The 21,411-nt window shown below is 42.3% G+C and carries 26 protein-coding genes; 3 read left to right on the top strand and 23 right to left on the bottom strand.

The features are described from left to right. The first annotated feature begins 194 nt into the window (after window positions 1–194). Window positions 195–704 carry a DUF3231 family protein gene (locus H8B09_RS09695; protein WP_191203296.1) on the top strand — a complete coding sequence of 170 codons (510 nt, stop codon included), beginning with the start codon at window positions 195–197 and terminating at the stop codon, window positions 702–704. 82 nt (window positions 705–786) lie between these two features. On the opposite strand, the gene H8B09_RS09690 is transcribed toward H8B09_RS09695, so the two are convergent. The 7 genes from H8B09_RS09690 to H8B09_RS09660 all read right to left on the bottom strand — a co-directional run bounded on the left by H8B09_RS09690 (window position 787) and on the right by H8B09_RS09660 (window position 6,133). After that, window positions 787–1,311: a DUF3231 family protein gene (locus H8B09_RS09690; protein WP_191203295.1), complete on the bottom strand. Its 525-nt coding sequence runs from the start codon at window positions 1,309–1,311 to the stop codon at window positions 787–789. Window positions 1,312–1,533: 222 nt separating this feature from the next. Then, the gene (locus tag H8B09_RS09685) at window positions 1,534–1,845 is read right to left on the bottom strand and encodes a hypothetical protein (RefSeq protein WP_191203294.1); all 312 of its coding nucleotides are present in this window, start codon (window positions 1,843–1,845) and stop codon (window positions 1,534–1,536) included. Between the two features lie 137 nt (window positions 1,846–1,982). Then, a complete protein-coding gene (locus H8B09_RS09680; protein ID WP_191203835.1) occupies window positions 1,983–2,444 on the bottom strand; it encodes a hypothetical protein in 462 nt (153 codons plus the stop codon). Window positions 2,445–2,695: 251 nt separating this feature from the next. Beyond that, entirely contained in the window at window positions 2,696–3,049 is a 354-nt protein-coding gene (locus H8B09_RS09675; RefSeq protein WP_191203293.1) for a VOC family protein, read from the bottom strand. Window positions 3,050–3,142: 93 nt separating this feature from the next. Next, window positions 3,143–3,823 carry an SGNH/GDSL hydrolase family protein gene (locus H8B09_RS09670; protein ID WP_191203292.1) on the bottom strand — a complete coding sequence of 227 codons (681 nt, stop codon included), beginning with the start codon at window positions 3,821–3,823 and terminating at the stop codon, window positions 3,143–3,145. Window positions 3,824–4,175: 352 nt separating this feature from the next. Next, window positions 4,176–4,619: a cell wall hydrolase gene (locus H8B09_RS09665; protein WP_191203291.1), complete on the bottom strand. Its 444-nt coding sequence runs from the start codon at window positions 4,617–4,619 to the stop codon at window positions 4,176–4,178. A gap of 116 nt (window positions 4,620–4,735) precedes the next feature. Further along, window positions 4,736–6,133, bottom strand: coding sequence for an MFS transporter (locus tag H8B09_RS09660; protein WP_191203290.1), 1,398 nt, complete (start codon window positions 6,131–6,133; stop codon window positions 4,736–4,738). A gap of 135 nt (window positions 6,134–6,268) precedes the next feature. Here H8B09_RS09660 and H8B09_RS09655 point away from each other — a divergent pair, with 135 nt between their 5' ends. Further along, window positions 6,269–7,153 (top strand): LysR family transcriptional regulator, encoded by an 885-nt coding sequence (locus H8B09_RS09655; RefSeq protein ID WP_191203289.1) that lies wholly within the window; start codon window positions 6,269–6,271, stop codon window positions 7,151–7,153. Between the two features lie 79 nt (window positions 7,154–7,232). On the opposite strand, the gene H8B09_RS09650 is transcribed toward H8B09_RS09655, so the two are convergent. From H8B09_RS09650 to H8B09_RS09590, 13 genes are all read right to left on the bottom strand, one after another. Continuing rightward, entirely contained in the window at window positions 7,233–8,042 is an 810-nt protein-coding gene (locus H8B09_RS09650; RefSeq protein WP_191203288.1) for a phosphotransferase family protein, read from the bottom strand. Between the two features lie 34 nt (window positions 8,043–8,076). Then, window positions 8,077–8,535: an NUDIX domain-containing protein gene (locus H8B09_RS09645; RefSeq protein WP_224753517.1), complete on the bottom strand. Its 459-nt coding sequence runs from the start codon at window positions 8,533–8,535 to the stop codon at window positions 8,077–8,079. A gap of 113 nt (window positions 8,536–8,648) precedes the next feature. Next, the gene (locus H8B09_RS09640) at window positions 8,649–8,906 is read right to left on the bottom strand and encodes a hypothetical protein (protein WP_191203286.1); all 258 of its coding nucleotides are present in this window, start codon (window positions 8,904–8,906) and stop codon (window positions 8,649–8,651) included. An 8-nt stretch (window positions 8,907–8,914) separates the two neighbouring features. After that, on the bottom strand, window positions 8,915–9,445 hold the full coding sequence (locus H8B09_RS09635; RefSeq protein WP_397376064.1) for an HAD hydrolase family protein: 531 nt from the start codon (window positions 9,443–9,445) through the stop codon (window positions 8,915–8,917). A 75-nt stretch (window positions 9,446–9,520) separates the two neighbouring features. Next, window positions 9,521–10,084: a DUF3221 domain-containing protein gene (locus H8B09_RS09630; protein ID WP_191203284.1), complete on the bottom strand. Its 564-nt coding sequence runs from the start codon at window positions 10,082–10,084 to the stop codon at window positions 9,521–9,523. A gap of 14 nt (window positions 10,085–10,098) precedes the next feature. Then, window positions 10,099–10,380, bottom strand: coding sequence for a hypothetical protein (locus H8B09_RS09625; protein WP_191203283.1), 282 nt, complete (start codon window positions 10,378–10,380; stop codon window positions 10,099–10,101). A gap of 304 nt (window positions 10,381–10,684) precedes the next feature. After that, window positions 10,685–10,843, bottom strand: a complete 159-nt coding sequence (locus tag H8B09_RS31200; RefSeq protein WP_441343347.1) for an N-acetylmuramoyl-L-alanine amidase family protein — start codon at window positions 10,841–10,843, stop codon at window positions 10,685–10,687. A 97-nt stretch (window positions 10,844–10,940) separates the two neighbouring features. Beyond that, entirely contained in the window at window positions 10,941–12,983 is a 2,043-nt protein-coding gene (locus H8B09_RS09615; RefSeq protein WP_318152571.1) for a DUF5050 domain-containing protein, read from the bottom strand. Beyond that, on the bottom strand, window positions 12,964–14,187 hold the full coding sequence (locus tag H8B09_RS09610) for an ABC transporter permease (protein WP_191203281.1): 1,224 nt from the start codon (window positions 14,185–14,187) through the stop codon (window positions 12,964–12,966). Before H8B09_RS09610 ends, H8B09_RS09615 begins: the two co-directional genes overlap by 20 nt. Continuing rightward, on the bottom strand, window positions 14,181–15,053 hold the full coding sequence (locus tag H8B09_RS09605; protein WP_191203280.1) for an ABC transporter ATP-binding protein: 873 nt from the start codon (window positions 15,051–15,053) through the stop codon (window positions 14,181–14,183). The genes H8B09_RS09610 and H8B09_RS09605 overlap by 7 nt, the downstream gene beginning before the upstream one ends. A 21-nt stretch (window positions 15,054–15,074) precedes the next feature. Beyond that, window positions 15,075–16,328 carry a transcriptional regulator gene (locus tag H8B09_RS09600; RefSeq protein WP_191203279.1) on the bottom strand — a complete coding sequence of 418 codons (1,254 nt, stop codon included), beginning with the start codon at window positions 16,326–16,328 and terminating at the stop codon, window positions 15,075–15,077. 14 nt (window positions 16,329–16,342) lie between these two features. Then, window positions 16,343–17,401, bottom strand: a complete 1,059-nt coding sequence (locus H8B09_RS09595; protein WP_191203278.1) for a beta-glucanase/beta-glucan synthetase — start codon at window positions 17,399–17,401, stop codon at window positions 16,343–16,345. Between the two features lie 158 nt (window positions 17,402–17,559). Then, window positions 17,560–17,955 (bottom strand): hypothetical protein, encoded by a 396-nt coding sequence (locus H8B09_RS09590; RefSeq protein WP_191203277.1) that lies wholly within the window; start codon window positions 17,953–17,955, stop codon window positions 17,560–17,562. Between the two features lie 309 nt (window positions 17,956–18,264). Between H8B09_RS09590 and H8B09_RS09585 the strand changes: the two genes are divergently transcribed. Then, window positions 18,265–18,738, top strand: coding sequence for a hypothetical protein (locus H8B09_RS09585; RefSeq protein WP_191203276.1), 474 nt, complete (start codon window positions 18,265–18,267; stop codon window positions 18,736–18,738). A gap of 63 nt (window positions 18,739–18,801) precedes the next feature. Here the strand turns inward: H8B09_RS09585 and H8B09_RS09580 are convergent, their stop codons facing one another. The 3 genes from H8B09_RS09580 to H8B09_RS09570 all read right to left on the bottom strand — a co-directional run bounded on the left by H8B09_RS09580 (window position 18,802) and on the right by H8B09_RS09570 (window position 21,395). Further along, a complete protein-coding gene (locus H8B09_RS09580; RefSeq protein ID WP_191203275.1) occupies window positions 18,802–19,623 on the bottom strand; it encodes a DUF4367 domain-containing protein in 822 nt (273 codons plus the stop codon). After that, window positions 19,610–20,185 carry an RNA polymerase sigma factor gene (locus H8B09_RS09575; RefSeq protein WP_191203274.1) on the bottom strand — a complete coding sequence of 192 codons (576 nt, stop codon included), beginning with the start codon at window positions 20,183–20,185 and terminating at the stop codon, window positions 19,610–19,612. Before H8B09_RS09575 ends, H8B09_RS09580 begins: the two co-directional genes overlap by 14 nt. Window positions 20,186–20,540: 355 nt before the next feature. Then, window positions 20,541–21,395, bottom strand: a complete 855-nt coding sequence (locus H8B09_RS09570) for an SDR family oxidoreductase (RefSeq protein ID WP_191203273.1) — start codon at window positions 21,393–21,395, stop codon at window positions 20,541–20,543. Window positions 21,396–21,411 lie beyond the last annotated feature (16 nt).

The raw sequence follows: 21,411 nt of genomic DNA, 5'->3' as shown, positions 1-21,411 counted from the left end.
TTGGACGAAATTACTCGCCTTTAATGCATATAACAAAATCTTACAATAGCCATACAATCAAGTCAATCGGTGAATGCTACGCATGTTTCTCTAATAAGACGAGGTGCAATAACAGTGTCCATTCTTATGTAGTCTAGAAACAGCCGCATACGGCTATAATGGGCTATCATAAGCCAAAATAAAGGAGCAATTATATGGGAGTTCTGACTGGAAATCCGAAAGACGAGCCTTTGCATTATGGAGAGATCTATAATATATGGGTCTATTCGGCAAAAGAGAAATCGTCCATTTCCACTTACCAGCTCTACTTGTCGCACGCAGGCGATAATGAGTTAAAGCGGTTATTGAACAATCTTATTAAACAAGCGCGACAAGCTGCAGCGGAATGCGACGAGCTGCTCGTCCATAACGGCATAATGCCCCCGCCTTCCCTGCCGGAGCGCCCACTTGTTAGGCTTGAGGATATTCCCGACGGGGCCCGTTTCTCGGATGTTGAAATCGCAGTCGCGATTGGCGCGGCTCTAGCTGCCGGCTTAGTAATTTGCAGTCAAAATACCGGGAGCTCGATTCGCATTGACGTCGGTTTATTGTTCTCGAAGTACTATGCCTTAATTCTTGCATCGAATGCTACCGTGCTGTCATTGAGCAAAGAGAAGGGATGGCTTGTTCCGCCACCGCTTCAGATACACCGACCGGAGCATTAACTACTTTGCAATGTGAATAACGATAAATAGAAAGAGCAGCCCGCAACTACACGGACTGCTTTCTGTGTTTGTACTTCGTTGCTTATACGCCTGCTCCTACAGCTTCCGGACGCTTGATTTGAAGCGGCGGCGGTATGAGCCAGCCTTTCTCTTTGCTTAGACGCAAAATCTGTACGCCGAGAGCGGCTTTGGTCGTATGGTATTTGCCGAATAAGGCGCCAACATCCTCGCGGATCGACATCCCCATAACCGTGCTGGCAGCAACAAGGCCGGCTGACAGATCAGCTGCTACCATTGGCGCAATCTCCTGATCAGCGAATCTTGCTCCTACCGGTATTTCCTCTAGATTCGCTTCTGGGCGTTCCGATGGCTTCGGAGCCGGCGCAATGCCGTTGGCGATCAGTATCTCGTCCAACTCGCTAATCTCCAATTGGGCTTGTCGAATAACATCTTCGACGATTGCGCGAAGATCCTTATCCCCCGTGTGGAATTTGAGCGCGTTGTAAGAGGAGACGCAGCCCTTTGCCGTAGTCGATGCCTGCCATATTGCGAAAATCTCGCCATAATGCAAGGGTTCATCTTTTGGGTTTCCGCTTAAAACGCCCATGCTGAGATCGCTCCTTCTAAGGTATAATGTCGTGCCCGGATCGCAGCCGAGAACACGTTTAATATATCCAGGGGGAACGCGATTATCCTGCACAGGATCTTGCCATGTCTTCTGTAATTACATTTGGGCGCTCCGACAGCTCGGTCGTATGACCGTTGGCCGTCTGCTTCTTATGCACCTACATTTCGGTAAATGCCGGAAGATAATCGGAGATTGAATCAACTATATGGCTTCCGGGAAATCCTCTAACAGCTCTATGGCTTGTTCCATATCCTTCTCATGCACCTTCAGCTTGATCACCGTTCCCGGCCCGTTAGGAAATACATCGGCGGATTGCACAATGCCAGCTTCTACAACACTTGATTCATTGACCAGCTTACATTTCACATTGTTCGTCTTCAGATGCTCATATTTGACCTGTAGCAGCTCAGCGTTAGGGCCTGCGGCTGTCAGCAGCGTTTTCCACCTCTTGCTTCGCACTATCAACCCAATACCCACCAGAACAATGACCGACAGAATAAGAATCAATTCCATGTAAAACACCACCTTAGGCAATTATTTGCATTCAGGATTCGATGTTTCTATTTATTGAGTCTTATTAAAGGGGTACGTTTAACATATATGGGTAACTGTCCGTTGACGCTTACCAGGCACTTATCTACAATACGTGTTTACTGAATAGGGTCGGGAATTTGATTAGCTTCGCGCAGCTCTTGATTTGTTTTGGAAGCTGCCATCTGTTTACCTAGCTTAATCATTTCCTCCATATTGGGAGCCATGCCGCCAGTTTGACGTGGCTGAAATCGATCTTGCGTTTGTTTTTCCCACTCATCGTTTAGATAAGCGTTGACCTCATTTAATTTGCATTCTGCTGCTCCAATAATTTCGGGAGGAATCGATTGTGTATCTTCAAAGAATGCATCGTCAACGTTGATGGAGCAAGTGAGATTATCGTGGACTTGAACCGGAATCATTAAACGGTATGACCTTCTTGTAGATGTGTCGTCAAATCTGGCACGATAGACCACTCGTTGTCTAAAACTAATCTTGCTGAATCCTTGAAACATCATCACATTCTGAATCGCAGAAAAGGGCAACTTGATTACAGACGTCGTAGTAGATTGAATCTTCATCTTATTACCTCCTTTAGGATTCTTTCCTGTGCCTGGTATTTACCAGTTTAGAGTAGATCGTTAATCAGCTCAACCTACATATATCCGTTTGAAGGGCCGTAATTCTTGATAAATCGATTAATAGTCAGAATATTCATTCATTTATTTATAATTCCTCCCGGATGCTGGCAATAATTGCTCATACACGGATTTACACAAAAAAAATGCCGCAACTATGCGGCATTCGTTCGTTATCATTCAAGAAATGGATGTCAATGTTCATGAGCTAGAATATTGATAAGCTTACCGAACGGGTCGCGAACATAAAATCGGCGAACGCCCCAAGGCTCATCAACAGGCCCATACACGATCGGGAATCCAGCTCTCTTCATGCCTTCTAATGCAGCGTCGACATCATCGACTTCAATCGATAGATCTGGCGTAAGTGTTTCTGAGCCCCCTTGTGAAGCGAAACTAATTTGAATGCTAGTCTCTTCGTTTAATCCGTAAGTTCTAATCCAACCATGATCCATCATTAAATCAAGGCCAAGCACATCCTGATAGAAACGTTTAGCTGCCGTTATATCGTTCGTATGAATATTGGCGACAATTCGTTTGACCTTCATTACTTACCTCCTGATGAATTTTCTTCAGATCGGCTGCCTTAATTGGAAATAATAAGAATCGCAATATCTTCTTCTAGTCGAGCTCTTCCTTGCCTAGTACGCTAGTACACCCTCTTTCTGGGGATAATCGTTCCTTGTTTGGTTTAATTGTCTATACACACGTACGACTTCTTCTGCTATTGCTTGATGGCCTTCCACATTCGGGTGGATCGGATTGCCGATCGGTCGCAGATCGAGAAACCGTCCTTTTCTATAGCCATCGATCCAGTACTGCTCGTTGCCTTTGAATAGGTGTTCCAAATCCAGCAGGTGGACATTATACCATTCGATCAACCGACGAATGTGCTGATTAATGATCTGCGTTGTTTTCTCCATTACCCACCAGTTGGGAAAAGGGTTATACAAAGTTCCAATAAGTATAGTTGTATTCGGATGGGATACAAGATCGATAATGCTTCTTATGTTGTTGGACAAATGCTCTGCTGCCCGGGTTAAACCAGAGGTGTTGCCGGTTAGCAGCGGTAACGTGTACCTGATCACATCGTTCCCGCCAATGACAAGCGTCACTAATCGATTCTCTTCACTCAAGCGGTCCCGACTTCTTGATAGCGACTGAAGCAGCTTATCCGATGTCCATCCTGGTTTCGCATGCATTTGCATCGCTACCTCGTCGAATTCCTCCAGCATAGCTTGAATGTGAGACGGAAACGGTGAAAGCTTAGTCTTCAGATCATGTCCGAACGTAATTGAATCGCCTAACGCCAAATAATCCATGATTTCGCCAACCTCTCACCCTTCTGCCATACGTGCATCAGCAACACAATGACAAACTTTGGATACATAATTTAGTATTGCAATTATATGACATACTACTATTTTTGTCTAATTGTGGAACCGCTTCCGACACAAAAATTACAAATTATTGTCCTGCCATCTCATAAATAATACTGGCAAATACAGAATAATCGTTTAACTCTAAAACGAAGTCTCTTGTGGGAAATAGCACAGGAAAGACAACTTGCATTGTGTTTATCAAAAAAAAAAGCCGCGCTATGTGCGCGACTCTTGAGATTGATAGGACGTGTTCAAAAGTTCGGTTTTTCGCACCAACTTTTTGAACGATCCATTAAAGCGTGTTATATACATTTTCACATTCTTCACCGGTAGGCTCATAGAAGCAATGTTTCTTCCAACGTCCGACGAGCGGCTGATTATACCAAGTTGGCGGACATGGTCCGGGATTCTCGAAGCTCCCTGGACGGAAATACCACAAGGAGAATTTGGCTGGCCAATTCCGCTCTCCATTCACTGCCCGTTGCGCGAGACGGCGTTCCCGATCTCTAGCGCTTTGATAGAACATACCGTGTTGCAGCGCTTCGAACGCATGCGGCTGGTTAATCATTTGAGGAATGGTCCGAAGTCCTTTGAAGTCGGAGCAATTCGCTCTAATTCGATTAATGCCAACATTGCCGACAAGGAGCATGCCCATTTCGCCTTCGGTCTCAGCCTCAGCCCTAAGCAACCGTGCCAACATGTCGATGTCCTGCTGCCTGGCTTTTACAACTGCCATTGGCTCACCTCTTTAGATTTCTAGACTCATCATATTGTAGGCGAAGCGGAAGTGTGACTCCATAAAATGAAAAACGGACCGATCTCACAAGAGATCAATCCATCTACTCCCTATCGCTAATTACTTAACATTTGCCTAGCCGTATTCGTCTTTGTTCTGTTGACATATACACGGCGATATAGAAGAAGCAAGCCAATATGAATAAGAGCCAGTACGAGATAGAGATTGCTGAATGCAAAGGCAGCCTCATTGGAATGCCACGGTATCCAGCTCAATCTTGCACCATGATCCATCACTTTGCCGTAAATCCCCGTTGCGACTGCACCGGAAAGGAAATTGCAAAGCGTCAACATTCCCATTCCAACCCCAATCTGATCCTTAGGAATACTGCGCGAGATGGTATTGGAAAGTACGATTTGCATAAACATTTGACCGACATAGCCGAGGGTGAAAATCAACCCAATCAGAACGGCCGGACTTCCAACAAATAAGGATAGCAGAAGAAAACAGCTGAATAATAACAATGACGCCGTGTGATAGACGAAGGAATTGCCTTTGGAGTCTGCCAATTTCCCTGTTTTACGACCCAGATAAGCGGACAAGCATGCTCCAGGCACCATGACAAAACCAATGACGCCTGGCGTGAGCCGATTGATATCCGATAGCAATTGAGGCGTTAGAAACGGCAGTGCATAACTGACACTCATCACGACTGCTGCAATCATTAATCCCATTAAATAGATGCGATCACGCATAAGTGTCCTGGAGATAAACGGGTCATCCGCTGTACGAATCCGCCATATGAAACCGATAACCAGCAATGCACTTCCGGCGCCAAGCCACAAATTACCTTGCGTTATGGCAAGCAGTAATAGGGTTACTGTCCCCGTAAGAAGTCCTCCTCCAAGCCAATCAATATGCCCGCCTTCTTTAATATCTGCGCTCAAATGCTTACGGTAGAATGGCATGGTTAGCAGAATAAGCATAGGAATCGCAAACAACCATCTCCAATGGACCAATGACACTAGAAGTGATGAAACAATGGGGCCGATCGCATTACCGATCGCTAAACCGGTAGCCGAAATTCCTAGTGCATGCCCCCTTCGTTCCGGCGGGAAATAGCGAACTGGAATTAACATCGCTAATGCCGGAATAACGGATGCGCCAACCGCTTGCAGAATCCTCGCCATCAGTACGAATGGGAATGATCCTGCTAACAGTCCTAACAATGACCCTGAAGCAAATACGAGCAGTCCAAACGTAATTAGATTTCGGGCCTGATATCGATCAAGCAGCTTTCCGTAAATAACGGAACCAACAGCATAGATCAGTAAATAAGCAGTCGACACCCAACTGACTTGAGCGACGGAGAGATCAAAGTCTTGTCGAAGCTCGGGAAGAACAATATTAAACATCGTTGCGCTCATGGAAGATATAATTAAGGTGAACGCAAGAAGCTTAATGAGCACGTTTCCTATAGCTGGTTGTGTGACATCAGGTTGTTCTGCTGACATTGTAGATTCCCTCCTGTTTCTCTTTATATTTACCAATATACCCCTCATGATCGATAAATGATAATATATATTAATGTATGTTATGATACACTCAAGTATATGGAAATGGCAGATTAGGACTGGGAGGATAGCTTTATGGAACTGCTGCAGCTTCATTATTTTCGCACGGTTGCGAAATATGAGCATATGACCAAAGCCGCTGAAGTGCTTCGAATTGCACAGCCTGCGCTAAGTAAGACCATATCACGTCTCGAAGAGGACGTTGGCGTCCCCCTATTTGATCGCAATAACCGGCAAATCCGGTTAAATCGCTACGGAAGAGCATTTCTGCAGCAGGTTGAAATTGCGCTAGGAGCGTTGGATGAAGGACGGCGCGAATTGGCAGATATGTTAGGTAAAGAGCAAGGAACCATAAGACTCGCTACTCCAACGCTTAATCGTCTCTCCTCCACCATAAGCGAATTCCGCAAGGCCAATCCGGAGATTGTATTTCGCGTGACCCAGATTCCTCCCGCTTCGTCGGGCGATATGATCGGACTGCTGGAGCGCGGTGACGTAGACCTTTGCTTCATTGCTGCTCCACTGAATCAATCTTGGATCAAAGAAAAAATCGTATTCAAGACAGAAGTCTGTCTTGCCGTACCAATCACTCACCCACTTGCAGGCAGAGATACGATTACCTTGGTCGAAACAGAGAATGAGGATTATATCGAATATCATGCGGGGCATCCATTCCGTCAAATTAACGAAGCCTATTGCGTAGAGGCAGGTATATCCCGAAATATTATATGCGAGGTAGATGAACCTTCGGCGCTATGGAGCCTTGTCCAAGCGGGGCTGGGCATTGCTTTTGTGCCGCGCAATACGAATGAAGATCCTAGTGTTAAGCTGCTGAACATTCAATCGCCGATCTGTAAACGCGAATTCTCCATTGCCTGGAACGACAAACGTTACATGTCCCGTGCATCAGGGCAGTACTTGGAATTCTTGGCGTCCTATAATCAACATGAGCTAATATGAAATTGAACAAACCGGATCGTTCTCCATTGGAGTATCGATCCGGTTTCGCATTTATCGATATAAAATTAGTCCCGCCATCCTACTTCAAGCGCTCTGCGATTAAGTTTAACAGCAGCGTCTTCTCTTCATTAGGTATCCACTCTGTAAGTCTAGCCGCAGCTATCGGTAACATCCAATCATCAATGTCACGGAGCTGCAGGCCAGAATGAGTTAGATATTGTTCTAAGTATTCTTTATTTATCTTTTCCCTCATCCATTCAAGTGCATCTTTAACGATGCTTGGAGCCTCATCAGGCAGCGTGCCATATCGGAATAACAGCAATGTGCGAGCGACATCTCCGGCCGGATTGCCGATCATCCCCGTCATCCAATCGATTACCCAGTTCCGATCTCCAATCATGACATTGTCCGGGTGGAAATCACCATGACATAGACGGTTTCCGTCAGGTAGGCTTCTCAAATAATCGATAATTTCTACCTTCATTTCGTTAGATAGTTCCGAAGCGTTCCGAATGTTACGAGCCAGAACCTCTTTCTGATTGAGGATGGATGATCCTTCAACCCGCTCCACATCTATTTCATGCTTATGAATGCAATAATGCAGATCCGCAAACTCACGGGCCAATCGAATGAGTTCGTTAGGGTACTGAACACTCCTATGCAGCAGTGTAGAGCCTTCCACTCGTTCGAACACAATCCCTTTCTTATGTTCCAATTCAACCAATTCGAAAGCTCTTGGGGCAGGAATTCCGAGGATGGCTGCAATCCGATTGACTTCGAACTCATAGTTCACCGCATCCGCTGGAAAGCCGTCTCTATAAAGCTTTAATATCTTATCTTGATCATGGGCGAATACTTCAGCTGTTCGGCCCTCGCTGATTTTTCTCAAGACTTCATCTCCTAGTACTATCAGTTTCATTGTTTCAGAACTCAATCAATTTCTTATCGATCTCTGCAATGTGTCCAATATCCGATGATCCGTCCCACAGAATAATGGCACTAGCTTCATCATTCTCAACAAAATCATGAAGCTGATCTAGTTGGCCAGAGAACAAAGCGCCATATTCAGTCCTCTCTGGACCATGAAAACTTGGTTGAAGTCTGAATTTCATTAAGCCTTTGAAGGTTAATGCTTGTAATTGTTGATTGGTTTCCTCTAATAGTTCTCTGACTACACATTCCCTAGCGGTTTCTCCATCTTCGATAATACCTCCGGGCAGTTCCCAACTGTTTCTCCATTTGTTATGCATGAATAGGTACTTACCCTGGCATTTCACTACAATTAGCGCATGCGTCAATGGGGCATCTAGCTCAGTGACATCAAGCTGATTCTCTTCCATTTCGGTGAACGCTAAGAAGATATTCCCCTTCTCATCTGTCATGATCGCCACGTCTTCTCAATCCCCCCTAGTTATTAGAAAAGGTATTTAAATGGTAAAATAATACTCCCCTTCTTAGAAATCGTCAATAGAAACATTAGTCGATTAGAAGGAGCTTAACAGTCAAGCTCGTCTTGAGAAGCATATATTGCGCACTTTGCGATACGATAACAAAAAGCCTGCTGAGTATGCTCAACAAGCTCACATTTGACTGTATCCGACTTCTCCCATTTATCTTTCAGACTGGCATCATATCCGAATAGCGAAGGCGACAGCACCGAGTAAGCTCGCTCATTTGTACCCAAGTAGATCGTCTTCACAATCCGATCCCAGTCTACGGACAAGCGAAGCGCTTCCCGAAGACGCTCTGTCAAACTCTATTTCACACCACAAATCGCTCAATTGCAGCAGCAACGCCATCGTTATCATTAGACGCGGTAACGTGAGCAGCACAATTTTTAAGTTCGATAATCGCATTATCCATTGCTACCGGAAACCCGGACATTTGGAACAAACCCAGGTCGTTAAAGTCATCCCCGAATACCATTACCTGTTCGGCTTTCACTCCGATTTGGCTTAACACCCATTCCACAGCTTGCTCTTTGGAGGCTGTTGCATGCATGATCTGGACCAAAGTCCCTTCGTCGGTCGCGATCACATTCACATGATCACCGAAATGTTCGTTTATATCTTGCCATGTACTGCAGCCAAGAACCAATATTTTGGTCGGAGAAAGCGAACGAATATAATCTGGGTCAACAACCTGAGGTTTCGGGTCATTCGGACGGATACCTAATTGTGCACAGCGGGAGTCGGGAACGGGATTGGACGTATAGCATGAATCATTAACCTCGTAAGAGAGGACCGACTGAGGTGCATGCAATTCAATGAATTGAGTAATCTGTTGACTGATCTCTATTGGAATACAGAAGTGCCGCTCACTTTGGATGGATCACCGGTATGTAGGCCGCATTATATACCACCAAAGTTATTTATCTGGTATTTGAATCTTATACTCTTCTAGTTCACCATCCGTAATAGCTGCGCTTTTGTACCGAAGCGTCCACATCGCTGTTTGTTCATCGTAAGTCACTTCACTGATCACGAGAATGTTTACATTCGCAATGTCCTTATCCAATAGAGCTTTACGAATAACTTCTTCTTGCGTAAGTTTTGCAGCAGCAGGTTTGTTCGTATCTGAAATTGTAACCTTCGATGCCACTCCCCCACCCGGATAAGAAGTCTCAATGCCACCTTGAAACCAAACTTGCACATATTGTCCGATCTCAATATTTGATGGCATATTCGAAACCCATATGGCATCATAGAACTCTTTTCCTGTTGCATTTATTGTTCTGCTTATGGGAGTAACGACTAAGGCCCTTCGATCATCCATTTTCGTCACGTAACCAACAAGTGCAGGATTTACTTCACTTTCTACGCTGCCGTTTGATTCCTTTCGCACACCGCAACTTGTGATCATTAACGCGATAATACATAGGATCGATAATCCTGTAATGGACCTTTTCACTACGTAACCAGCCACGTTCACGTTCAGTCCAACTCCTAATTTGAATAATTATCTTGAATAGACATTTTTTCTTGCGTCAAATGGTACCCATTCGCATCATGTTTAATAATTTGGATCATGTCACTTGTGTTATTAATGATCCACACCGTATCTTTATCAACTTGAACGGTGGAGAACGTTTGCGGCGATGGCTGAACGGGGATTCCATTAACGGTTACAAACGCGTCATTCTTATTCACTACTTTATTGACTGCCCATACCGTTAGAATGGTAAGCCATACCATCATTACAAGCATATAGACTTTTTTCTGCGACATGTCGCCCCTCCTTGGTCTCCCAGAAAATGGTTTGTAATAATTAGACGATACATTCTTCTTAATGTTGCGCTAATCTGCCGGTAACCCTATATCAGCAGGCACGTCCAAGTCGCCGAATTCATTGAAGGTCTAAGCAATGCAGGCTTCCAACGAATAATGGCAAGGCTCAATAGATCCATCATCAATTAACGAAAACAGCAGCCGACTATCTAGTCGGCTGCCGCATCATCCTTATTCCAATACACACCCTCGTCATTGCGGAATACGGTTGTGATAGAATTCAAAATACGCATTACACACTTCCTTATTGGGATACCTGAAGGAAGTCTTCTATTCCCTCAGCAATAGATTTTGCTACATGCAATTGAAATTTCTCGTTCCACATCGTTATTTCTTCCTGTGGATTAGATAGGAATCCAATTTCTAGCAATACTGCAGGCATTGTAGTCTGTCTTGTAACCAAAAAATTTGATTTTTTAATGCCTCTGTCTTTAAAGCACGTCTTTGTGGTTTCTGTATTCAAAAGACAGTGGCTTTATCTAATTCTTAATTCTTGATTATTAATTAGAACTGGAATCAATAAATAACTGATACTCTTTCATGTCTATTTTACCTATATACGTAATATAAGGATTATTATAACGAAAACTTAATACTGGTACCTCCGTTAACTTACGGATAGTCGAATCATGTAAATTCATAGCGTATATTTTTTGTTGATCTTTGCGGTTTAAAAATAAAAGCTCAGTGTCCGTCAAAATAAAATCTCTCGTGACTAGATCGATGATTGATGTCATGATGTCCGTCTTGGTATCATACTTAACGATCTGGGATTTCTCATCGACAAAATAGATCGTCCGGCCGTCAAATGCGAAGCTTCTTAATACAGGAATTCGGAAGAGAACACTCATAGCTCCTGTTGTTCGGTTAATTTTTCGAATTTCAGTTTGTCCATTACTTTGCCCTATGAGGTAAAGACTAGACTCATCCAGAAAGAAGGCACTCACGGTAAGGTAAAAACTTGCTACATATGTATTCCCTTTCACGAGCCCCAGCACGGTACCCTTATCGGTACTTAGCTTCTTTTCGAATATAATTTTTTCATTAAACCTCGTTATATCGACACCGATAACGGAAAACCTAGTAGCGCTTTCTTGAAACCCTATTTTTTCAAAATCTATTTTCATGTAGTAAATATATGTACCATCCCCATATATAGGTGCCCCTATTTGAGTTAATGATGTCATAGGATTACGAACGAGATTATGTTTTTCTCCGCTTGTTTTATCCTCAAAGACAATTTGATTATTTCCAAATTCCGTTTGTTCCATGTAAAATCGATACTTATCATTCTCAAAAGAGCCCTTGGATGAATAGTTATAAGTGCCCTCTATCATCACACCATTGAAAGAATTACAACCAACAAGCATTGATACCGCTATCCCAAGAACGAGTATCAGCAGTGGCAACCTCCGTCTTCGTTTTCGATGTTGTACAATCCACACATTCGTCCTCTTATGTAAGATCACAATGAGCATGACTACGCAAAGACTAAACGTAATTGTAAAAACTATAATCCATGAAGTAAAAGAAACCTCTCGAAAAATCAGTTCCATCTGATCTTTGACCAGGTTTCGCTTGAATTCGTTCCCGCGAAAAAAGCCAGTCGACACCATAAACCCAAGAGGCCCTGGCCATAAAAATTTGGATGATTCCAGTTTCAGCCCATAATAGGGAAGCAAAACGACCGTCGTACAAGAAAACAGAGTAATGGCATATTTCTTAAAACAAACCGATGCAAACAAAATTAGTGTAGCAAAACATAGGTTTCCAAGCAGTTTACCTATCGTTATCCATAAAAAGGATTGAAGCAGCGTTACATCTTTGATTGACGTGCCGAAGTAGGACAAACTTTGTAGGGGATAATCACCATTTTCTAAGCCATATTTGAAAGAATAGAAGCCATATCGCAGACCAGCAGTCACAAGGCAGAGAAGACTAACTATCACAAACACTAGACCGATTTTACATAACGTGTGAGTTTTTGCACCTTTTTTGACGGTGAGAAGGAGCGCATCCATCTTACTCTCAAACTCATAACAAAAGATAGGTGTAACTAAAAGCAAAACTAACAAAATAAATAGAAAGTCAAGACTATCATTGGAGAGTAGTCCATCCCAGCCATTAGTATTAAGAAATTTACGATTGTCTGGATTTTCTCGCACATAGACGTACTGATTATAAACCAGTTGAAAACCTACTTCGTTTTTCAGAATAATCGCTAACGAATCGGAACTTGTAAGGAACTCTTGTTCTCCTATATAACCATCATAAAAATTGTCAGTTACTCTTTGCAAAGCAACTTTCGCATCCGAAATCTTGTTCGCCTCGCTGGTAAAAAAGTGCTCGGTTTCCTCTGTGTAGGGACCCTGTACCTGATTGAGGTAGAACCGATACTGCATACGATTCATCTCAACTTCAGGGTTGGCGGGTTCATCCAAAATCACCATCGTCCCAATACTCAAGAAGAAATACAAACAAATAAATAATAAACCCTTATGAAGGAGAAGCATTTTTTTTATTTCATACTTCCAGATGGACACGGTTCCCTCCTCCCTTCCACAACGTATTCTTCCGGACGACAATTAAGATACCGCCAAGAAGCAGCGCCCCCCATGCTGTTGCTAATAGTAAGGCAGCTATATAACTGGGCAGAGGAAAACCCACTAGAGATACAAACTCTATTTTGCGGAACAATTCCCGATTAAATAGTAACACGAATGGGTTAATGACTTTTATCCAAATACGCCCCGAGCCCATAGTGACTTCTTCAAAGTAAATACTTATAAATGAAATAAATAAACTAATAATGAAAGGAATGAGTGCATTACGAAACAAGATCGACATGAACAAGAACGCCAAGGCAAACACAAGTATCCCCGCCGTTTTAATAAGTGCTGATAGTATTGCGTATTGCCATAGACTCACATTTAGTGCAGCATGGATAAAATCTACAAGCATGAACAAAGGGGAAGAAGCTGCGTCCCATGAGTCGAATATTATAGAAAATGAAACAAAATCTACAACCCAAAACCAAAATGATACACTAGATACAAACAAGGCTGAGGCGATAAGTTTTGCCCAAATTGTCGCCTTTCCTCCTGCTTTGGAAGTAAGGAGTAGAATATCCATTTCGGTTACCTTCTCATGTAGAAAAACGCTCATTAATCCGTACAAACAAATCAGCAGTACTAGCAGCCCTGAAAAATCATATTGAACATAATATTGGTACATTTCCGTATAGGCAAAACTTGTGATCGAACGGCCCTCGAATAATTTCGCTATAACTGCATTCTTATTGCGCTCATACGAGTTATCGACCGATTCATAGAACGCTATATTTTCCTTTGCCGCGCTAACCACACCTTGGGCGTACGCTTTGTAATCGTATGCGTACTTCATTGGATCGACATAATTTAATCGAAAGAAGTTCCAGTCTTCGTAGACATTGGACAAGTAGGTATCTGGAGTTCGATATTTTGTACTTGCTGTGTGATCGGCTGTCAGTTGTTCAAGCGGCAAATAAATATTCATGAGTTTCTCTATCCTCTTATTCGTAATAGCACCACCAAAATCGGCCCATTCCTTCCAATACAAATCCTTCCACCCAGGATTTGCAAGTAATGAGCTTTCCTCGTGTATGCTATATACTTTTGCAATATTTAGGACAGAAAAAAGTAGCATTGCTATAATGATGGATCTCTTCAGAAAATGTTTGCGCCATTCAAAACAGACCAGCCTTACCACTGTTCGCCCTCTCCAAAATAGTACAGAAATACATCTTCCAAATTGGCCTGTACGCTCGCTGCATGTTCATCTGGTTTCTCGTCATCAATAACCCGCAAAAGGATATTGTCCTGATCCCGCTGCATATTGCTGATTTTCAGCCTTTTAAGCTTCTCATCCAATGTTTTATCTGTTGCTATTACATGCCATACTTTTCCGTTTAAACTTTCCATAAGTGCTTGAGGAGTATCTTGTTTCAGCAGTTGTCCATCTTTTAGCAAAATAACCTGGTTTGCGATGAATTCGATATCAGAAACAATATGGGTAGCAAGCAATACGATCCGATTCTCTGAAAACTTAGTAATTAGATTACGGAAACGAATTCGTTCCTGAGGATCAAGTCCTGCTGTCGGTTCATCTAATATCAAAATATCAGGATCACCCAGCATAGCTTGCGCAATTCCGACTCGCTGGCGCATCCCACCGGATAAAGCACCAATTTTTTTTCTCGCAGCGCTGCTTAAATTGACAACCTCCAATAGCTCCTTTGCTCTTTTCTCTCCTTGTTGGAGTGGAATTTCCTTTAATAGGCACATATATTTCAAAAAGTCCATGACTTCAAAATTTTTATAAAATTGAGGAAACTGCGGTAAGTAACCAATATGGGATAAGAATTGGACGCCTGATTTTCTTGCATCTATATCATTGATAAGCACTTGCCCTTTATCACTTTTCAAAATACCAACTAAGATATTAATTAGCGTTGTTTTACCAGCTCCGTTTGTTCCCAGGAGCCCATAAACCCCCCTTTCCAATTCTGCAGAAAAATTATGTAGTGCATATTTACCTTTATATTGTTTGGAAATTTCTTTAAAAGCTACTTTCATTTGCGACCGACTCTCCCTTTTTTAAAACTGACCGACCACAACTTTTGTTTTCACCTCAATATTTTTTGCGCCTACTAACACGATATAAACCCGTCTCTCATCGATTATTCTAACGATTGGATCTTGATCCATATAACGCATATCTCCATCGCTTGGGATTTGTTGCTCATCTTCAAGTTTGCCAGTACTCACATCATATATCCGTACCTTCCAACTGGTATGTTCTGCGAGAGTCGTCGCGAAATAACTCCCCCTATCTGAGCCCGAAACGAATTGACTTTCTCCTTCTTCTATCATGGAAAGAAATTTTGTTTTTCCGTTAGTCATATTCATAACCAACAGCTTTCTCGAAGGTTTAGTAAAATCCTCAGCGAAAAGCACATGCTCATTGTAGGCCGTCAGCTCTTTACACGAATAATTCTCAAACCTTTGATTTGATAATAAGTTGTTGCGATCTATATTAACTGTGCCGCAAGTATCAAAAGACGGTCTATCAGGGACAAGGGGAATATCGAGGCTTTGTGCCTTAAAAGCCAAACTCTTATCCCAATTCGTAAATCCAATCTGTTCAAATGTAACAAGTCCCGAACGCGCCTGAAGATCTTCAAGATCCATGGACTTTAAATTTGTAATTGTTGTTTGTTGAGCAGTTTTAAAATCGTACAGATATAGTCCGTTAGTCGTCGCATAAGCTACTAATTTACCATCTGTCGTGAATGCTATAGATTTTAAGGACAAAATCTGTTCTTTCTCTTGTAATAAAGAATCGAAATGGAATTCTGATTGTTTAACTAGATGTGGATCGTAGAAGATAGCACTGTAGCTAATTACGACACCCGTTGTTATCAGCCCACTGCTTTGGGTTCCAGGATCGACAGCAACTCCAACAACCACATATCCATCCTCTACACTTTGTACCCATTCCTGATCGAATCCTTCATCTGAGGTCTCAGCCGTAGTGCGACCCGTTTCTAAGTTATACAGATATAGTTTGTTAGCCGATATCAATACATGGTTTTCATCCGCATAATAAATGTTTTTTATATGACCTTGTATCCCTTCCAAGTGTAATTCCAAAGGAGTGGAAGGTTCAGAAGAATTGGCAGATGGTTTATCACGTATATCGTCTACCTGATTTAATGATGAGTTATTATTAATCGGGAGAGTAGCTTCAGCAGTATCAGATGCAGGTGTATGATTTAATCGTGCATGTGTGCATCCTGCGATAAGTCCGGAGATTAAAATGGTCACAACCACTACCTTCATTCGCATCATAAATTCCTCTCCGCTCACCTATAAAGTAGTAAGGAAGGGGTCTTCATTAATACAACTACATCATCAGGAAAATCGTTTGCATTAATAGGAACAGAAACAACATAAAAAGTGCTAAAATCCTCTAGATTTTCTAGTTCAATATCGGCATCAATAACGGCTATATTGCCCTTGGTCAACTCAGTTTCAAAGGATACTCCGTCCTTGCTCGCCAACGCTTGATGATTGAGGTAAAACGTGTTACGGTATCGCATACCGGAGTGACCAAACAGGTTGAAGGTCACATGGAGATTTCCACTTTTCTGTACCTTAAGATTATCTTGTCGTATTTCACCATCAATATATAAATCGCTATACACATTTTTATCTAATGCCGCCATATCTACTTTTTCCATAATACTATGCTTATCAAATAGGTCTTGTGTCACTGGCTCCGTTGACAGTTGAACATGATTTAAAATCTCTTTGCGTGTATTAGGAAAAAAATCTACAGATTCAGCATTTTGATTGTAAATTAACGATCTGCCTACCTCCAAAGTCGTTTGATAGCCTCCATAGGAACTTGTTTTTTTCATATCGGGCATAAAACCTGGATTGTATATGCTGGCGATACTGACATGCAAATTATCCCCTTGTTGTCCTGTAACCGGAGTAAACTCAAAAGTGAACGGCGTATCTTGGTCATCCCCTTTCAATTCAAGGAGATGCATATACTGATAGTGAGAGTCACTCTCGTTTAATTTGTAAGGTTGAGGCTCTCCACCTACGAAAATAAAAAATCCAACATTTTTTGCTTTACCGGAAGCACGTACTGAGTAATCAATTTTTAATTCGCCACCATTATATTCTAAAGGAAGTGCCCTTCCACTTTTATCGAGCTGTGGATTGATGAAACCATGACTGATACTACCAAGAACGACGGATTCCGATTCATTTTTTCCAAATGGATTTTGATTTGAATCTTCAGAATTTTCAGCTTCCTCAATAGTCTTGACGGAGCATCCTCCGGTAAAGATTATAAGTACAATCATGATATGGAAAACTATGAGTCTATATCCTAATAGATTTTTCACCATATTATCCCCCTTCTTTATCATTTTCTTTTCTAAAGTTAAGTTCACACTAGTAAATATGAGAAAAAACAAACCGTTTATACTGTGCAGATAATACAAAAACCTCTCTATGTCTATCTGCACAGTATAAACGTTTACCTATGAATCAAAGGTTATTTACTTTAAATATGGGTATAGGTGTATACTGCAGAAGCTCCATACGTATTACCACCTTGCACACCATGCGTCCCATATACAACATACGTGTTTGATGGCAAGGGCCCATAATACAGAGGCCAAGACGTTTCGCCTCTTGAACTGTTAACTTGAGCTTTTGTCGCGACTGTTGCTCCGTTAATGTCCTGTATCGACCCAGCATCTGTAAGATAAGCATTATCATTATTGTAACTAACAGTTGTATGAATAACGGCATCTGTACCTGCGATTGTTAATGAACCTTTTAGTGTTCCATAACCTGTTGTTGAAGTGGTAGAAGTATTGGCAAACGCAGTTACGGCGAACGCCAAGCAAGCAACAGAAGCAATAACTCCAACAGTATATTTTTTTGCCAATTTCATGATAAATCCTCCTCATATATAATTTAGCATTTCAATAATAAATAGCATTGACCTGTATATCTCTACGCTCCTCTCTAGTCTCGTTCGTGCTTTCATTATTGGGTTGCTACTTAATAAACGAGGCTTCCTGATAATATCTGACAATAATCGAAAAATAATTTCAGTATTTGTTTATTGGCTGTCAGATTTTGAAGTGTTGTTACGTTATATAGATGTCGGTAAATGAAGTGAAGGGGGATATACTATTTCAAAGAAATACAATAAAGAGGCATAGAATAAAAATAATAAACAACAAGGAGATTATGGGGAATGAAAATCAAAGTACATTTAGCAGCATTATTATCTTTGTTATTAGTAGGTATTTTGCCTTATCAAGTATTCGCATCAGAAACGGCAGTACAAGCCCTTACAACACCTCCTCCCATTGAGATTGTTCCATATTCTGCTTTTGATTCGACATTCAAATATCTTGAAAACGGAATGGCCAATCTTTCTATTGTAAGCTCTAGTGGTAAAATCATGTTGGAAGGAGAATCCACAGCGACTCAATATGTTAGCACGATTGGCGTAAGAACCACTTTGCAAAGATGGACAGGTTCGGTTTGGGAGGATTACAATGTTGGTCAAGACTTGTCAGTATCAAATGATAACTATATTATTACGTCCAGACAATTAACTGTGCCAACAGGCTATTATTATCGAATCCGCTCCTTACATTGGACAATTCAAAATAGTGTACGCGAGCAAGGGGAACGTTTTACGTCAAGCCTCTTAGTAAACTAAAAACCAAGCGCTTCAAGCCGGTTTCGGGCTGTAGCGCTTGGTTTCTTTTAAACTCTCTTCTTTCTATTTCATTGATCGAGCAATTTTAAGTACCTGTTCCTCACTGAGCTTCCCTTGAATTTCTACAAGAACATCATCCCATAACCACGCGAGTCGCATTCCGCCTTCTGTATAAAGAACCAACACCCCATTAAGACCGTTTATACTAACATCTTCAATTTTCCCAGATGATTCATTTATAGAGCTTTTCCATCCTGTTCCATCAGTGTTAAGCTGCCTTTCAGTAATAAAGAAAAACTCTCCGGCTTCGTTTTTGTATTCAATTCGTATGGAGTGATATATTTTGTCTGTATCTAAAAATAATCTCACACGGTTCAAAGAGAAATTATTAGGTACATAATCTGCTAAACGCATTTTGTAATCTAATTTGTTGCGTGCTGTTTCAAGGGTTGTTACTTCTTCCACGACTATTCCTCCTGACATAGTGGATGAAGTTGAACTGTTTTCTTGTCCGACCTTGCTACCTAAAGCATCTGGAGGAGGCGCTGTAATAGCCCCGTTAGTATTCGTCCGCTCCTTTTCTCCAAAAAGGATATCTACTACTCCCTGTTTAGCGTCTTTCACCATTGTAAAAAAGCTTCTCATGGAGGCATAGCTTTCTTTCGGAGAGGTGGCAAACGTTCCAAGAATAAGTGAGACTCCTGCTATTGCTATTCCAATTTTAAAAGCTCTTTTGCGGTGGGATCGTTTTTGCTGCTGAATTAGTCTAGTCTGCATTCGTCTCCAAGCAGCTTCTCCATTCGGAATGTCAATTGAAGAATACAAATCAGAAATTGCCGACGCTAACTGATTGTTTTTATCGTCCTTTTGATTATTGAATTTCATGGTTCTCACCCCACTTTCCTTTGAACAGACTAGCTAATGTCTTTTTAGCTCTCTCTATACGTTTACCTAACGCATGTTCATTAATGTCTAGTTCCTTAGCAATTTCTTTGTAGGACATATTCTCCATGTATCGCATAACTAAAATAATACGTTGATTGAGTGTAAGCTCGTTGAGAGATTCGAGAAGCAGCTCATTCTGTACTGTTTTTTCAACTAACTCGTGTGTTGAATTAATTTGCCCGTTGCCCTCATATGTAATAACGGATTCAAGATCAAAAACCAGATGGTACTTTTTATTTTTTCTAATAAAGTCTATGGCAGTTCTGCGTGTGACTTGCATAAGCCATGCATTTATATTGGAATCAACCTTTGTTTTGGGGCCGGACTCCATAGCTTTTATAAAACCTTCCTGTATTACATCTTCTGTTAATGCGTGGTCACGGAGTATAAGGTAAATGTATCGAAATACAAGCTCCCTATATGCTAGAAACAAATTACGTTGAGTCAACACATCTAGCTCTCGAACATTACTACGAAATAGACCTAGTATGCGTTCATCCATAATGGCTCCCTCCTCAGTAGATCTATTTATTTCAGAAAGTCGGATTCTAGTCGATTAAATAGTAGACACCTAATCTAATAAAAATTGTTCGACTATTAATTCACGCATAATATTTCTCTAATTAATGCCATGTTTTATTTCAACTTCAATTTGATAATCATTACTGAGTTTCAAGTTTATTCTCTCCCTTTCTCTTCGCACTGTCATGTGATTACTACTCCTACGATTTTCTCAAATAATTCAACACATTAAACTTTCGCGCAATGGATATAATTCCCTTCCTGTCACTTAACAAAAAAACAGCCGACCATCTAGTCGGCTGCCGTGTCATCCTTCTCTACTATATCTCCCCATATCACTTCCCCTTGCGAGTCATCGCGGCCAACTGATCCCACTGCTGTTCCGTCACCATGAGCAAGTCATTGAACTGACCCGCTCCCTGCAGCCACTCTCCTCCGTCAATCGTGACGACTTCCCCGTTCATGTACGCGGCGTAATCGGAGATCAGATAGGCGGCTAGATGGGCAAGTTCTTCCTTATTGCCCACCCGTCGAAGCGGAATGCGGTTGATCATCTTCTCCTCTAACTCGGGGGTAGGAGAAAGCCTTGACCAAGCACCTTCCGTGGGGAATGGTCCTGGTGCGATAGCGACCTGACGGATGCCGTGACGAGCCCATTCCACCGCAAGCGAGCGGGTCAACGCCAATACGCCAGCCTTGGCCGCCGCTGAAGGCACGACAAACGCCGAGCCAGTGGACGCATAGGACGTCACGATGTTGAGCATGGTGCCGCCGCGCCCTTGGGCGATCCACCTTTTGCCGACTTCCAGCGTCGAATAAAATGTGCCATGCAGCACGATGTTAAGCACCGCATCAACAGCACGCGGAGAGAGGCGTTCAGTCGGGCTGATGAAGTTTCCAGCCGCATTGTTGACGAGCACATCGATGTGTCCGTAATGCTGCTCCACTGCATCTGCAAGTTCTTGTATTTGGGCAGGGTCCCGGACGTCACATCGTTGATAGAACACATTATGCGCTTCCCCGCCCATCTCCTCAGCTGCCTTCTTCAGTACGTCTTCGCGTCGGCTCGCGATCGCAAGATGAGCACCTAGTTGGAGGAACGTTTCCCCCATAGCACGACCGAGTCCAGTCGCGCCACCTGTAATGAGAACTACTTTATCCTTTAGCAAATCCTTCGCGAACGGTCCCATTCGTCCATTCTCCTCT

This window comes from Paenibacillus terricola (genome assembly GCF_014779765.1).
GTDB lineage: Bacteria > Bacillota > Bacilli > Paenibacillales > Paenibacillaceae > Paenibacillus_T > Paenibacillus_T terricola.
The sequence above is the reverse complement of the archived record's forward strand: the minus strand, read 5'-3'. Positions and strand labels throughout refer to the sequence as shown.

Bases quoted from the DNA above. Each gene is read 5' to 3' on its own strand.
- H8B09_RS09695 (WP_191203296.1), top strand. From the start codon at position 195: ATGGGAGTTCTGACTGGAAATCCGAAAGACGAGCCTTTGCATTATGGA.
- H8B09_RS09690 (WP_191203295.1), bottom strand. From the start codon at position 1,311: ATGGGCGTTTTAAGCGGAAACCCAAAAGATGAACCCTTGCATTATGGC.
- H8B09_RS09685 (WP_191203294.1), bottom strand. From the start codon at position 1,845: ATGGAATTGATTCTTATTCTGTCGGTCATTGTTCTGGTGGGTATTGGG.
- H8B09_RS09680 (WP_191203835.1), bottom strand. From the start codon at position 2,444: ATGAAGATTCAATCTACTACGACGTCTGTAATCAAGTTGCCCTTTTCT.
- H8B09_RS09675 (WP_191203293.1), bottom strand. From the start codon at position 3,049: ATGAAGGTCAAACGAATTGTCGCCAATATTCATACGAACGATATAACG.
- H8B09_RS09670 (WP_191203292.1), bottom strand. From the start codon at position 3,823: ATGGATTATTTGGCGTTAGGCGATTCAATTACGTTCGGACATGATCTG.
- H8B09_RS09665 (WP_191203291.1), bottom strand. From the start codon at position 4,619: ATGGCAGTTGTAAAAGCCAGGCAGCAGGACATCGACATGTTGGCACGG.
- H8B09_RS09660 (WP_191203290.1), bottom strand. From the start codon at position 6,133: ATGTCAGCAGAACAACCTGATGTCACACAACCAGCTATAGGAAACGTG.
- H8B09_RS09655 (WP_191203289.1), top strand. From the start codon at position 6,269: ATGGAACTGCTGCAGCTTCATTATTTTCGCACGGTTGCGAAATATGAG.
- H8B09_RS09645 (WP_224753517.1), bottom strand. From the start codon at position 8,535: ATGACAGATGAGAAGGGGAATATCTTCTTAGCGTTCACCGAAATGGAA.
- H8B09_RS09625 (WP_191203283.1), bottom strand. From the start codon at position 10,380: ATGTCGCAGAAAAAAGTCTATATGCTTGTAATGATGGTATGGCTTACC.
- H8B09_RS09605 (WP_191203280.1), bottom strand. From the start codon at position 15,053: ATGAAAGTAGCTTTTAAAGAAATTTCCAAACAATATAAAGGTAAATAT.
- H8B09_RS09600 (WP_191203279.1), bottom strand. From the start codon at position 16,328: ATGATGCGAATGAAGGTAGTGGTTGTGACCATTTTAATCTCCGGACTT.
- H8B09_RS09595 (WP_191203278.1), bottom strand. From the start codon at position 17,401: ATGGTGAAAAATCTATTAGGATATAGACTCATAGTTTTCCATATCATG.
- H8B09_RS09590 (WP_191203277.1), bottom strand. From the start codon at position 17,955: ATGAAATTGGCAAAAAAATATACTGTTGGAGTTATTGCTTCTGTTGCT.
- H8B09_RS09585 (WP_191203276.1), top strand. From the start codon at position 18,265: ATGAAAATCAAAGTACATTTAGCAGCATTATTATCTTTGTTATTAGTA.
- H8B09_RS09580 (WP_191203275.1), bottom strand. From the start codon at position 19,623: ATGAAATTCAATAATCAAAAGGACGATAAAAACAATCAGTTAGCGTCG.
- H8B09_RS09575 (WP_191203274.1), bottom strand. From the start codon at position 20,185: ATGGATGAACGCATACTAGGTCTATTTCGTAGTAATGTTCGAGAGCTA.
- H8B09_RS09570 (WP_191203273.1), bottom strand. From the start codon at position 21,395: ATGGGACCGTTCGCGAAGGATTTGCTAAAGGATAAAGTAGTTCTCATT.